A 12,955-nucleotide genomic window follows, 5' to 3' on the forward strand; every position below is an offset into this window, starting at 1 on the left:
GGGGAGATGACTGCAGCGGGGCTGATTTATTCAGCTCCGTTGTTTTTAACGCCTTATAGCTAATACCTATGACCTTAATAGATTCTATATCTTTGTTTATCCTAACCCGGTGTGTTACAACTGAAGTAGAGGATGTTCACGAAAGGGAGCTGGAAACAATGGCAGAAGTCAAGAAAATCGCGGTGATCGCGGGCGACGGCATCGGACCGGAAGTGGTGGCCGAAGCGGAGAAAGTGCTGAAACGGACGGAAGAGCTGTTCGGCTACCGATTTGAAACGGAGCATGCGTTGTTCGGCGGGATCGCCATCGACGAGAAAGGGACGCCGCTGCCGCAGGAGACGCTGGAAGTATGTCAAAAGGCCGATGCCGTCCTGCTCGGGGCCGTAGGCGGTCCGAAATGGGACAACAATCCCAAGGAGCTGCGCCCGGAGACCGGATTGCTGGGCATCCGCAAAGCGCTGGGCCTGTTCTCGAACCTGCGTCCGGCGGTCGTGTTCGACTGTCTCAAGGACGCATCAACGCTCAAACCGGAAGTGCTTGAGGGCACGGATCTGATCGTTGTACGCGAGCTGACCGGCGGCATCTATTTCGGCGAGAAATACCGCCGCGATACGGAGCAAGGACAGGAAGCCGTAGATACGTGCGCCTACAACGTCAGCGAAGTGGAGCGGATCGTTCGCCAAGCGTTTGAAATTGCGCAGAAGCGCCGTAAGAAGCTGGCTTCCGTCGATAAGGCCAACGTGCTGGAGACGTCGCGTTTGTGGCGCGAGGTTGTGAACCGCGTCGCGCCGGAATATCCGGACGTCGAGCTGGAGCATGTGCTTGTCGATAACTGCGCGATGCAACTGCTGCGCCGTCCGGCCAGCTTCGACGTGATCGTGACGGAGAATATGTTCGGCGATATTCTGAGCGATGAAGCGGCCATGCTGACCGGCTCGATCGGCATGTTGTCCTCCGCTTCCCTGGGCGAAGGCAGCTTCGGGCTGTACGAGCCCGTACACGGCTCGGCACCGGACATCGCCGGCCAGAATCTGGCCAACCCGATCGCGACGATCTTGTCCGTAGCGCTGATGTTCCGCATGACTTTCGGTTATGCCGATGCCGCCGACGCGATCGAAGCCGCCGTGGCCGCCGTGCTGAATGCCGGACATCGGACCGGTGACATCGCCGTGGACAAGAGCCAGGCGATCGGCACGAGGGAAATGGGCGATCTGATCGTTGCCGCGATGAAGAAGTAAGCCACAGCGAACACACAGCGAATAAGAAATTGACTTTAAATAGGGCCGATGTTACCATGTGAAAAGATAAGAAGATGGACCCCCAATTTGAGCCCGGCTCAAATCGGGGGTTTTTTGCCCACCGGCTGCATCGGCGGGAGATTGGCCGGAATCCCAGGATTTACAATCCGTTCGCAGGAATTTGAAAGAGGCATCACGAATAAATTAAATGAAATCCCGACTCGGAGGAGCCGGGAGGCGTTAATGAACCGAACGCGGGAAAGGGTGAAGGGGAATGAGTTTTTGCTGCGGAGCCAGCATGCTGGGAACAAAGGGGACTTTGAAGCATTACCGTACGCAGGTACATAATGTGCCCCTGTTATTTTGCCCGGTGTGCCATCGGGTCGAGGTTCATTATAAAGTGGAGAACGAATACGAAATCCTGGCGGAATACGCGCATGGCGACGGAGTCGCGGAGATTGATTTTCAGGATTTCGTCATGGAGGACGATGAGTCCATATTCGGTAATTGCGTGAATCGGGAAGACGAAGATCCCTTGGTGATCGTGCAAAGCCAAATCGATATTTCGCTGGATCTCCTGACCGTCGCCAAACATATTGGCGATGAGAAATGGACCGGGGAACTCAAAAAACGGTTGGCGGTCATGAGCCGACGCAGGGCCCGGCTTCAACACAACAACAGCTGAATCATCGGAAATAGTCTTCCGGAAGGGAGGCTATTTCCATTTTTTTAGGACTATGGTAGCCGTTTTACGCTCATCCAACTTTTTTCGACAGTATCTCTGGTTGACGGTATTTGGAAAACTTGACTATGATTGATACAGGTGGCTTTTGACTTATCTGATTGGATTTTATGGACATGCACCCCTCGCCTTTGTACGAAAAATGACATAGATAGCAGAGAAAAGTTGAGTTAAGTACGCCGAGTCAGGGTAAGTTCTTCTAGGTAGTGATCGTTGTCTTGTTAGGCAAGTGGATCATTTGAGTAAAGGGGGAACCAAACTTGTTGAGTGAATTTCAAGAGACACTGCTCCAGTCCGTCAAAGCATACCAATCGACCCAACTCGTCAAAAACAAGTATGAAAACGTACTCCAACACCTGGACAGCGGGATTATGCTGTTCGACAGCGATGGGGTTCTGACCTTTATCAATGTGCAGATGGCCAAGCTGCTCGAAATGCCGCGCCAATCCCTGATCGGCTGCAATTTGCTGCAGATGCTCAGGCATCCGCATATCAACCAATTTAAGAAGCGCAAGATTTTGCGTATTTACCGGGAGACGATCTTTCACCGAAAAAAATACCACGAACTCATCGACGAATACGGCAGACATTGGCTAATTACGGTTACATACGGGGATCAGATGGACGGGGATTTTCTGCTTAGCGTCAAGGACGTCTCCGATTTCAAACGGATCGAACAGACGGCTTACCAGAACGACAAGCTGGCGATGCTCGGGAAAATCTCGGCGGCCATCGCGCACGAAATTCGGAATCCGCTTACCGCGATTCGCGGCTTTATCCAATTGCTGCGGCCGCATTTGCTGCAACTGGGCAAAGATGAGTATGCCAGGATTATTTTGACGGAAATCGACCGGGCCAACGACATTATTCATGAGTTTCTCAATTCTTCGAAGCCCTCGGCCCCGCAGAAGTCGACGGTCAGCGTTTCTTCGCTGCTGAAGGAAGTCGTCCTGCTCACGGAAAGCGAAGCGGTGATGAAGGGATGTCAAATGATCCTGCACGCGCCGAAGGAGGAACTGTTCGTCTCCATCGACGTCAAGCAGATCAAGCAGGTGCTGCTGAACATTATTAAGAATGCCATGGACGCGATCGCCGAGGTTGGCGGTGACCATCAAGGAGTCATCGATATCCGGGCGGAGATGGAAGGAAAAACGGTGAACATCTCGGTTCAGGATAACGGCGGGGGGATGGATAAAGGCATGCTCTCACGCTTGTTCGATCCCTTTTTTACGACAAAGGAAAAAGGAACCGGATTGGGGTTGTCGGTGAGTTACCGGATCATCCGGAACCATCGGGGGAATATTTCCGTGGACAGCCTAAAAGGAGCGGGAACGATTTTTGTCATCTCGCTCCCGCTTGCCATATAGCTTTTATTCTTTTGGGCTCTTGGCCGAAGAATTCGAAGAGGACGCCGCGTAACTTCCGCAAGCCGCAGAACAGGATTTCTGCTGCGAGCAGGAGGCGCAGGCGCCTTTTTTGCTTTTCTTGAAACCGCGGTACAATGCAAAGGCGGCGTAACCGAAAATCACGGCAACGATGACGATATCGATCATAACGAAATGCTCCTTTCGTTTTCGGGTCCTTTTCTTAAGCCAGGCCCAGGCCTAATCGCAATCCGACCTGATAAATCAAGAGGGAGACGACATAAGCAAGTGTCAGCGAATAAGCGATCGAGAAGAACGTCCATTTCCAAGAGGCCGTTTCCTTGCGGAGGACGCCCACCGTTGCGAGGCACGGCGTGTACAGCAGGACGAAGGCCATGAAGCTGTAGGCCTGCAGCCCCGTGAAAGACGAGGCAATTTGCCCCTGCAGGCCGGCCATATCAGGTACATGGTAGATGATGTTCATGGTCGACACCACGACCTCCTTGGCCATAAAGCCGGTGATCAGGGCGGCCCCGGATTGCCAGGTGCCGAAACCCAGCGGTTGCAGGACGGAGGAGAACAAGCCGCCGATCGCGGCCAGGAAGCTGTCGTCCATGTTGTCCGCCACGCCGCCCGGACCGAGGTAGGTGAGCAGCCAGATCAGCACCGAACCGCCGAGGATGAAGGTGCCGGCTTTGCGCAGGAAGCCTTTGCCTTTCTCCCATGTGCTGCGGAACAAGGTGACGCCTTGCGGCATCCGGTAAGGCGGCAACTCAACCATAAAGAAGGAACGTTCGTTTTTGAACAGGAACAGCGAAAAGACTTTGGCCAGGACAAGCGCCAGCACGATCCCCAGCATATACAGCGAAAAGACGATCAGGCCCTGCGACCGGGCGAAAAAGATGCCGGCGAACAAAGCGTAAACCGGCAGCCGCGCGGAGCAGGACATCAGCGGAATCAGCAGCATGGTCAGCATTCGCTCCTTCGGCTGCTCGATGCTGCGGGAGGCCATGACGGCCGGTACGTTGCAGCCGAACCCAAGGATAAACGGGATTAACGCTTTGCCGTTTAACCCGACGATTTCCATCAATTTGTCCATCATGACGGTGATCCGGGCCATGTAACCGGAATCCTCGATGAAGGAGATGATCAGGAACATGATGAAAATCTGCGGGATAAACACCAGAACGCCGCCGACGCCGCCGATGATGCCGTCTATGATCAACGCATGCGTGAAGCTTGATGCACCCAAACCCGTCAGCAGATTCTCCACGCCGCCGGTCAGCGGTCCGGTGATGAACCCGTCGAGCAGATCCGAGAGCGGATTGCCAAGCCAGTCAAATGTTAGCTGGAAAGTAAGAAACATGAAGGCCATAAACAGCGGGATGCCGAGTACCGGATGGGTGACGATGCGGTCGATGCGGTCCGTCATCGTATGCGGTTTCTTCCGGGAGGCGTCAACCGCCTCGCCGCAGATCTCCCGAATCCGCCCGATACGGACGGTGCGGATATGCTCTTCCGCCGATGAGGCGATGCCGGCCGCGGCCAGCCGTTTCTCCGCTTCGGCACGGATGTGCTGCAGCTTGTTCAGGTCGGTTCGGGGCGGGAGCGCGGCGATGACCGCCGGATTATCTTCCAGCACCTGCAGGGCGATCCAGCGCAAACTCGGCCGCCCTTCCTCCCAGCCTGCGGCAAGCTCCCGGGAAATGTCGCGGATGGCCTGCTCCAAGACTTCGCCATAGTTGATGACGAATTGCGGCGCGGCCGCCTTCGCCGGTTCCAACTGCTCGATTGCCCGCAGCAGCTCTTTGCTGCCTTTACCGGTCCGGGCGATCAGCGGGATGACCGTCGTTCCCAACCGGGCCGCCAAGCTGCCCGCATCGATTTGAAGCCCGCTCGCTCGGGCGACATCAATCATGTTAAGCCCGACGATCACCGGCTTTCCGTATTCGAGCAGTTGCAGCGTCAGATACAAGTTGCGCTCCAGGTTGGAGGCATCAACGATGTTCACCAGGACCGAAGGGGACTCGGTAGCCAGGTATTCCGCCGCAATTCCCTCGTCCCGGGAGAGGGGATGCAGGGTGTAGATCCCGGGCAGGTCGGTCAGTTGTCCGGTTTTGCCTCGCAACTGCCCGACCTTTTTCTCCACCGTTACGCCGGCCCAGTTGCCTACATATTCATAAGAGCGGGTTAACGAATTAAATAGCGAGGTCTTTCCGGTGTTCGGGTTCCCAATCAGTGCGGCGTTGTTCATGAGACCGCCACCTCGATATGGGCGGCTTCTTTCTGGCGGATGCCCAGCAGTTGACCGGCGCATTCCAGCGTGACCGGACCGCCCCACAGGCAGTATCGCTTCACGACGACGCGAGTCCCCTCATGAATGCCGAGATCGGCGAGGCGCCGTTTGAGGATAGGGTCCATATTTCCGATTTGCATGATCGCGCATGAGGTTCCGGGCTTTAGCCCGAGCAAGCAGCGACGGCAGGATGTCATGGGAGCATCTCTCCTTTGTCCGATAAAATCGAAATTCTTATTTAAAAATGTATGGCACGGCCGCCAAAAGCGGCTTATCGTTCTAAGCTGTTCAAATGGTATTGAGAATCAATCTCAATTGAATTTATCTGTAATATATCACGCACGGCCAACCTATACTGTGACTATCTTCATATAGAAATCGAAATCCTTCGTGATCCAAAGATGACTTTTCGAACAACCGCATCATAAAGGTTCGAAAAGTCAGGTTTGAAGCACCAAGAAGGTTGGATGAAGCTAGGGATTGAGTAGCGGAGCGTAGGCAGATCTACGTGAGCAACGGAAAGCCCGGCTGAATTCAAGATTCGATGCCGGTTAAACTTCTTGAAATCCTTCGTGATCCAAAGATGACTTTTCGAACAACCTTTAGTAAGATGGATAGTAAAACGATGGAGAGGAATATGCGGGTATGAAAGCCAACCAATGCAAAATCGTCGATTGCACCATACGTGACGGAGGACTGGTCAACAACTGGGACTTCAGCGTAGAATTTGTCCAAAAATTGTACGCGGGCTTAAACGAGGCGAGCGTGGACTATATGGAAATCGGCTACAAGAATTCGCCCAAGCTGCTCAAAGGTGCCGATGAGGCCGGACCCTGGCGGTTTCTGGACGACGATTTCCTGCGCAAGGTGATTCCTCAAAAAGGAACGACGAAATTGTCCGCGCTGGTCGACATCGGTCGGGTGGATGAGAACGATATTTTGCCGCGCAGCGAAAGCCTGCTCGATTTGATCCGTGTCGCTTGCTACATTAAAGATGTTGACAAAGCGCTGCAGTTGGTTCAGTTGTTCCATGACCGCGGTTACGAAACAACGCTGAACATCATGGCGCTATCCAACGTGATGGAGAACGAATTGCTGGAAGCGTTCGAGATGATCAAGGAGAGCGTCGTCGACGTTGTTTACATCGTCGATTCGTACGGAAGTCTCGACTATAAAGACATGGAGTATCTGGTCAACAAGTTCAAAACTCACCTGCCGGGGAAACGGCTGGGCGTCCATACCCACAACAACATGCAGCTGGCTTTCTCCAATACGCTGGTGGCTGCCGATCTTGGCGTCGAACTGCTGGACGCTTCGGTATACGGCATGGGACGTGCGGCAGGCAACTGTCCAACCGAGCTGCTCGTGACCCATCTGAAAAACACGAATTACAAGCTGCGCCCCGTTCTGGAAGTGTTGGAACAACTGTTGATCCCGCTTCGCGAGAAAGAAGAATGGGGGTATTTAATCCCCTACATGATCACGGGGACGCTTGACGAGCATCCGCGTTCCGCGATGGCGCTGCGGGCGTCGGACGACAAGGATAAAGCCGTCGATTTTTACGATAAGCTGACGACGCCGGAGATAACGGTCCATCGTCCAAAAAAATAGCGAATTTAAGCCCGGAGCCTGCTCCGGGCTTCTTTTTTTCCTCGGCAATATTTGAGGAAAAGGCAGGAAATAAGCGGAATATGTTGAATAGTAGTTTCATGACAGAACACAGAACTTACCTCCGGAGGTTGATGGGCATTGAGGATTAGGGCAGAGGAACACACGACAATCATCCAAGGGGTAATCGGGTTGGCGGCGATGGTCGGGGTGGTCCGGCTGTCGGCTTGGAACGGCTTTCCGCCGGGAACGGCCGAGGTCATTCAAACCTTGCATCTCCTGGCCGGTCTGATGTGCCTGGCAGTTTCGTTTGCCATATTTGCGCAGGGATGGATTCTGTTTATCGATAAACTTTCCAAACAGCGGCTATATACAGCCGTTTTATTTGCATTGATCGGCATCCTGGATATTCTGTACGTCGCTTCATCCGGCAATATTGCGCTGCTCGGCTTCCAGCCGGGCGGAAATCTGGGGACCTGGTTTTTGGCGATCTCGCATTTGCTGGGGGCGCTCGGCATGCTGCGGATCTTCGCCGTGGCGGATCAACAGGTGTCAGGATACCAGAAGATCGCCATATTTGCCGGTGTCGGCTTGTTCACGCTGGCCGGCCTGCTCGTTTTAAACCGGTACCAAGGCGGCCTGCCGCCGCTGTTCGAGCTGGTGCCGGGGCAACTGCTCCTGCGAGTCGGCATACCGTTGTTGTATATCGCCGCCGCTCTGGCGATCTTATATCGGCATCGCGCGGGGCGTCCGCCGGCCATCATGACGGTGACCCGGGCCCTGTTGTTTATGGCGATGGGGCACGTCCTGCTGACCTATCCGCCGGAGCCTGCTTTGGGTTTGGCGCAGGCGGCGGGCCAATGGTACATGGGGATTTCTTATTACATCGTATTAAAAGGCGTTTACCGGCTGACGATCGAGGAGCCGATGCGCGGCAAGCAGCTGGCTGAAGCTCAAATGAAGCATATGGCTTATCACGATGATTTGACGGGCTTGCCGAATTTGCGGCAAATGAAAGAGCAGTTGGGCGAGCTGCTGGTGTTTTCGCAGGCTTGCACCGGCGTCGCGGTGATTAATATCGACCGGTTTAAGGCGATCAACGACTCCCTGGGCTACAGCGCGGGAGACAAGCTGCTGACCGAACTGGGCGGCCGCCTGACCGAGCTGGGCGGACCGCAGCAGCGGGTGTATCGGATGGGGGAAGACGAGTTTGCCGTGATCTTTCCGGAACTGTCGGATGGTGCGGCCGCCGAGGAGCGGGCCAAGCTGCTGCTGGCTTCCGTGGATCCGGCGGTGCTGATTGACGATACCGAATACCATATTTCATTAAGCATGGGGTTGTCCGTGTTTCCGGATGACGGGGATTCGGTAAATCAGATGATCCAATATGCGGATATGGCGGTTCATCATGCCAAGGAGCATGGCATTGACTTTATGCGCTATAATGCGGCGATGAAGCAGCGCACCCAATCCAGGGTAGAATTGGAGAACGATATGCGCAAGGCGCTGGAGCGGGAGGAATTTTTTCTGGAATTTCAGCCGCAGATCAGTTTGGATACGGGCAAAATGGCCGGGATGGAGGCGCTTGTCCGCTGGAACCATCCGAAGCGGGGGCTGTTGCCGCCAAGCGAATTCATCCCGTTGGCCGAAGAGAGCGGACTCATCGTTCCGCTGGGCGAATGGGTGTTGAAGTCCGCCTGCCTGCACAATAAAAAGTGGCAATTGGACGGCTTCGAACCGGTCTGCGTGTCCGTTAATTTATCGATGCGCCAATTCCGTCAGTATAATCTCGCCGAGCGGGTGGACGCGATTCTCCGCGAGGTCGGATTGGATCCGCGTTATCTGGAGCTCGAAGTGACGGAGAGCATGACCTATGACATTGAAACCGCGCTGGATCAGCTCCATCGCCTGAAGCGTTTAGGAATACATATCAGCATCGATGATTTCGGCACGGGCTACAGCTCGCTTTACTATTTAAAAAGCTTGCCGATCGACCGTTTAAAAATCGATCGCGCCTTCGTGAAAGAGGTCATGTATGACGGGAACGATGCGGCGATCGTCTCCACCATTACGACCATGGCCCATCACTTAAAGCTGAAAGTGACGGCCGAAGGCGTGGAGAACGAGGAACAGTTGGAGTTTCTGAAGCTCCAGCGATGCCACGAAGGACAAGGGTATCTGTTCAGCAAGCCGGTGCCTGCCGGCGTGCTGGAAAGCCAGTTCCTTAGCCGGTTAGCCGGCTAAGGATTTTTGGACCCCGTGCGATTCCCGCTTGCGCCGGTCCCCGAAACGTGATATAGTAACATTTGTCTTCCCAAAAGGGGCCTGCATTTACTTCGGGACGTAGCTCAGCTTGGTAGAGCACCTGGTTTGGGACCAGGGGGTCGCATGTTCGAATCGTGTCGTCCCGATCATCCATGTTTTGGTCTTTTGCGGGTAATGTGCGGGTGTAGTTCAATGGTAGAACTCCAGCCTTCCAAGCTGGTAGCGTGGGTTCGATTCCCATCACCCGCTCCATAATGAAGAAGCCAAAATCCTTACAGCGGTAAGGATTTTTTTGTTTTTCGGCCCTAAATTATTAAAAATTTAAATGCACAAATTTTATTATTTGTGATTTAAATCACACAATAAGTGAAAAATATCACATATAATAAAGACATCAAAGATGATCATCCGAAAAAAAGACAACCGAAAATCAAAGGAGTGGGAATCATGTTTAACAATTTCCTTAGAACAAACAAAGCGGCGATGTGGCTCTTGACCATCATCCGCGTGTACCTCGGCTATCAATGGATCGAAGCCGGCTTCCATAAAATCACCGGCGGCTTCGACGCCGCGGGCTTCCTGACCGGAGCGATCGCGAACAGCACCGGCGACCATCCGGCCGTGCAAGGCTGGTGGGCGACCTTCCTGCAGCACGTCGCCCTGCCGAACGTTGACCTCTTTAACATCCTGGTGCCTTACGGCGAATTCCTGGTCGGCGTCGGGCTGATCCTCGGCACCTTCACCACCTTCGCCGCGCTGATGGGCCTTGTGATGAACGCCGCGTTCCTCTTCTCGGGTACGGTAAGCACCAACGCGCAAATGCTGATCCTTGAAGTGCTGGTGATCGTTGCCGCCGCCAACGCCGGCAAAATCGGCCTCGACTACTATGTGCTTCCTTACCTCCGCAAGCTGTTCCATAAGAAAGACTATGCCGGAACACCAACCCCGGCGCCCAAACAACCGCTCAACGTTGAACGCACGGCTTAACGAACGAAAACCGAACAGAAGGGCTCTCGTCGAGGGCTCTTCTTTTTTTGTATACTGGATTTCAGAAGGAGTGGGGACCCGTGCAAATGAACCGGCTGTTTCAAATCGTATATCTGTTGCTGGAGCGCAAAACGATGACCGCCGCCGAGCTGGCGCAGCGGTTCGAGGTGTCTACCCGTACGATCTACCGCGACATCGATACGCTAAGCGGCGCGGGAATTCCCGTGTACGCCAGCAAGGGAAAAGGCGGCGGCATCGGCCTGCTGCCGAATTTCGTGCTGAATAAATCGCTGTTGAGCGAGGAGGAACAGAACGAAATCCTGTTTGGACTGCAAAGCCTGGAGGCGACGAATGCCCTGCAAACGAGTCGGGTGTTGTCCAAGCTGAGCGCCCTTTTTCGCAAAGCTGAGTCCAATTGGATCGATGTCGATTTCTCCGGCTGGAGCAGCGGGGAAGCGGAACGGAACAAATTCGGACAACTGAAGACGGCCATCCTGGAACAGAGAGTCGTGAAGTTCGTTTACTACGGCTCGCACGGGAAGAGAACCGAGCGTCAAGCCGAGCCGCTGAAGCTGCAGTTTAAGAACCGCTCCTGGTATTTGCAGTGTTTTTGCCTGCAGAGCCGGGAGCTGCGCACCTTTAAAATCAGCCGGATCGAAGAGCTGGAGGTCACCGGGACGATGTTCGAACGCAGGGAAATCGCGGTGCCGGCGCTGGACGCCGCCAGGCCGGAAGAGCGCTTCGTCCATGTCCACCTGGAACTGGAATTTCCGCCTCATATGGCGTATCGGATCTTCGATGAGTTCGATCGGGCCCGCATCCACAAGCAGGAAGACGGCAGTTTCAGGGTTAGAGCCAGTTACCCGGAAGACGGCTGGGTGTATGGATACTTGCTGTCCTTTGGCGAGGACGTCAAAGTCATTTCTCCCCCTCATATTCAAGAAATCTTGCGGAACAAAGCGAAAAAAATCGCCGATATGTATTCGAACGCTCTTTAAAATATGACATATAGCCGTCATATTATGGCTGCTACAATGGTGCCATCCATGTGAAAAAGGAGTGTTGTGCGATGGCGAAGGTAGGGTTGAAGTACGTCGAGGATTTTACGGTGGCGGGCCGGCTCGGCCAGGGCGGCGCGGAGGAGGGGCCGCAGTGGATCATGCCGCTCTGGGACAAGGCGAACGCTTCGTATGCGATGATCGAGAGCATCGCGCTTAAGGATGAGTATGGAGCGCCAAAGGGGACTTGGGGATTAATGGGGCACCCTGAGAAGTATTTGGGTCGATGGGACGACCGAGGGCTATATTTGGCCGGCTGCGAAATCGAAGCGGACAGCGACGTTCCGGAGGGGTGGACGAAGTGGACGGTTCCGGCCCATACGTATCTGGTGGCGGATTGCCGCGAGACGGCGTACGGCGAGGTATTCAACGAGGTGATCGGAACTTATTTGCCGGAACACGGCCTGAAGCTGACCGGAGCGGTACATGAGCATTATCCGGAACCGGGGAATCCGGCCCATGTCGAGTTGTATTTTCCGATCGCGCAAGACCGGTTGTTCTGCCAAAGCTGCGGCATGCCGCTGTCGAATCACGGGGAGCTCGGCACGGAACAAGGCGGCGAGTTCAATTACGAGTATTGCGTTTATTGCTACAAAGACGGTGCGTTTACCGCCGATGTTTCCATGGAGGAAATGATCGAACAATGCCTTGTCTATGGCGGCGATTCCGGGATGTTCGCGGATCAAACCAAGGCGAGGGAGACCCTGTTGGCCTGGTTCCCGACGCTGAAGCGCTGGAAATCGAGTTAATCCGGAGGGGACAAACATGGAGGATAAGCTGGATTTCAAGAAGAAGTATAAGGATCTGTATATGCCGGGGCCGGACCCTGTTCTGATCGAGGTGCCGCCGATCCTGTACCTGATGGTGGACGGCAAAGGCGACCCCGACGGGGAGGACTACCAGCTTGCCGTTCAGAAGCTGTATACCTTGACCTACGGGATCAAAATGAGCAAAATGGGCGGGAACAAGCCGGACATGTATTTCGAATATGTCGTTCCTCCGCTCGAGGGCCTCTGGGATTCCGAGGGCGTCGGGTTCGACCCGGACCGGAACCGGTGGGTGTGGACGTCGATGATCCGGCAGCCCGAATTCGTCACGGAGGAACTGTTGAACGAGGTCAAAGAGCGAACCGCGCGGAAGAAACCGGAGCTCGATTTAAGCGATGTCAGATTAGCCGTCTTCGAGGAAGGGCTAAGCGTACAAATGATGCATATCGGCCCCTTTAAAACCGAACCGGAATCGGTGGCCCGGATGGCGGCGTTTATCGAGGCGAACGGTTTAACCGAGAATTTCGACGACCTTCGCAAGCACCACGAAATCTATCTGTCGGACCCGCGCAAAACCGCGCCGGAGAAAATGAAAACCGTGCTGCGGCATCCGGTAAAGCGAAGTTGAGC

12 protein-coding genes and 2 tRNA genes are annotated in these 12,955 nt (G+C 54.5%); 11 read left to right on the forward strand and 3 right to left on the reverse strand.

From position 1 onward, the window contains the following. The first annotated feature begins 158 nt into the window (after nt 1–158). From leuB to ACZF99_RS06905, 3 genes are all read left to right on the forward strand, one after another. The gene (leuB, locus tag ACZF99_RS06895) at nt 159–1,238 is read left to right on the forward strand and encodes a 3-isopropylmalate dehydrogenase (RefSeq protein WP_483610232.1); all 1,080 of its coding nucleotides are present in this window, start codon (nt 159–161) and stop codon (nt 1,236–1,238) included. Between the two features lie 274 nt (nt 1,239–1,512). Then, nucleotides 1,513–1,923: a hypothetical protein gene (locus tag ACZF99_RS06900; protein WP_483610234.1), complete on the forward strand. Its 411-nt coding sequence runs from the start codon at nt 1,513–1,515 to the stop codon at nt 1,921–1,923. 317 nt (nt 1,924–2,240) lie between these two features. Further along, nucleotides 2,241–3,347, forward strand: coding sequence for an ATP-binding protein (locus ACZF99_RS06905; protein WP_483610236.1), 1,107 nt, complete (start codon nt 2,241–2,243; stop codon nt 3,345–3,347). Between the two features lie 3 nt (nt 3,348–3,350). On the opposite strand, the gene ACZF99_RS06910 is transcribed toward ACZF99_RS06905, so the two are convergent. The 3 genes from ACZF99_RS06910 to ACZF99_RS06920 are packed head-to-tail and all read right to left on the reverse strand — an operon-like array spanning nt 3,351 to nt 5,837. After that, entirely contained in the window at nt 3,351–3,533 is a 183-nt protein-coding gene (locus tag ACZF99_RS06910) for a FeoB-associated Cys-rich membrane protein (protein WP_483610238.1), read from the reverse strand. Between the two features lie 34 nt (nt 3,534–3,567). Further along, complete coding sequence (gene feoB / locus ACZF99_RS06915) at nt 3,568–5,598, reverse strand: ferrous iron transport protein B (RefSeq protein ID WP_483610240.1); 2,031 nt, start codon at nt 5,596–5,598, stop codon at nt 3,568–3,570. After that, nucleotides 5,595–5,837, reverse strand: a complete 243-nt coding sequence (locus ACZF99_RS06920) for a FeoA family protein (protein ID WP_483610242.1) — start codon at nt 5,835–5,837, stop codon at nt 5,595–5,597. Before ACZF99_RS06920 ends, feoB begins: the two co-directional genes overlap by 4 nt. Before the next feature lie 448 nt (nt 5,838–6,285). Here ACZF99_RS06920 and ACZF99_RS06925 point away from each other — a divergent pair, with 448 nt between their 5' ends. The 8 genes from ACZF99_RS06925 (at nt 6,286) to ACZF99_RS06960 (ending at nt 12,953) form a co-directional block, all read left to right on the forward strand. Continuing rightward, nucleotides 6,286–7,251: an aldolase catalytic domain-containing protein gene (locus ACZF99_RS06925; protein ID WP_483610244.1), complete on the forward strand. Its 966-nt coding sequence runs from the start codon at nt 6,286–6,288 to the stop codon at nt 7,249–7,251. A 138-nt stretch (nt 7,252–7,389) separates the two neighbouring features. Continuing rightward, nucleotides 7,390–9,492, forward strand: coding sequence for a putative bifunctional diguanylate cyclase/phosphodiesterase (locus tag ACZF99_RS06930; RefSeq protein ID WP_483610246.1), 2,103 nt, complete (start codon nt 7,390–7,392; stop codon nt 9,490–9,492). Between the two features lie 93 nt (nt 9,493–9,585). After that, nucleotides 9,586–9,659: transfer RNA gene (locus ACZF99_RS06935), tRNA-Pro, on the forward strand. 32 nt (nt 9,660–9,691) lie between these two features. Continuing rightward, nucleotides 9,692–9,765 (forward strand) — tRNA-Gly (locus ACZF99_RS06940). A gap of 195 nt (nt 9,766–9,960) precedes the next feature. Beyond that, nucleotides 9,961–10,500 (forward strand): DoxX family protein, encoded by a 540-nt coding sequence (locus ACZF99_RS06945; RefSeq protein ID WP_483610248.1) that lies wholly within the window; start codon nt 9,961–9,963, stop codon nt 10,498–10,500. 86 nt (nt 10,501–10,586) lie between these two features. Continuing rightward, nucleotides 10,587–11,498, forward strand: a complete 912-nt coding sequence (locus tag ACZF99_RS06950; RefSeq protein ID WP_483610250.1) for a helix-turn-helix transcriptional regulator — start codon at nt 10,587–10,589, stop codon at nt 11,496–11,498. A gap of 71 nt (nt 11,499–11,569) precedes the next feature. Further along, on the forward strand, nt 11,570–12,307 hold the full coding sequence (locus ACZF99_RS06955; RefSeq protein WP_483610252.1) for a zinc ribbon domain-containing protein: 738 nt from the start codon (nt 11,570–11,572) through the stop codon (nt 12,305–12,307). Nucleotides 12,308–12,323: 16 nt separating this feature from the next. Further along, on the forward strand, nt 12,324–12,953 hold the full coding sequence (locus ACZF99_RS06960) for a GyrI-like domain-containing protein (protein WP_483610254.1): 630 nt from the start codon (nt 12,324–12,326) through the stop codon (nt 12,951–12,953). Nucleotides 12,954–12,955: the final 2 nt, after the last annotated feature.

The sequence above is a fragment of the Paenibacillus sp. JL3B1040 genome, assembly GCF_057063165.1.

Coding starts and splice junctions, on each gene's coding strand:
- ACZF99_RS06920 (WP_483610242.1), bottom strand. CDS start 5,837: ATGACATCCTGCCGTCGCTGCTTGCTCGGGCTAAAGCCCGGAACCTCA.
- feoB (WP_483610240.1), bottom strand. CDS start 5,598: ATGAACAACGCCGCACTGATTGGGAACCCGAACACCGGAAAGACCTCG.
- leuB (WP_483610232.1), top strand. CDS start 159: ATGGCAGAAGTCAAGAAAATCGCGGTGATCGCGGGCGACGGCATCGGA.
- ACZF99_RS06945 (WP_483610248.1), top strand. CDS start 9,961: ATGTTTAACAATTTCCTTAGAACAAACAAAGCGGCGATGTGGCTCTTG.
- ACZF99_RS06925 (WP_483610244.1), top strand. CDS start 6,286: ATGAAAGCCAACCAATGCAAAATCGTCGATTGCACCATACGTGACGGA.
- ACZF99_RS06960 (WP_483610254.1), top strand. CDS start 12,324: ATGGAGGATAAGCTGGATTTCAAGAAGAAGTATAAGGATCTGTATATG.
- ACZF99_RS06955 (WP_483610252.1), top strand. CDS start 11,570: ATGGCGAAGGTAGGGTTGAAGTACGTCGAGGATTTTACGGTGGCGGGC.
- ACZF99_RS06900 (WP_483610234.1), top strand. CDS start 1,513: ATGAGTTTTTGCTGCGGAGCCAGCATGCTGGGAACAAAGGGGACTTTG.
- ACZF99_RS06950 (WP_483610250.1), top strand. CDS start 10,587: ATGAACCGGCTGTTTCAAATCGTATATCTGTTGCTGGAGCGCAAAACG.
- ACZF99_RS06910 (WP_483610238.1), bottom strand. CDS start 3,533: ATGATCGATATCGTCATCGTTGCCGTGATTTTCGGTTACGCCGCCTTT.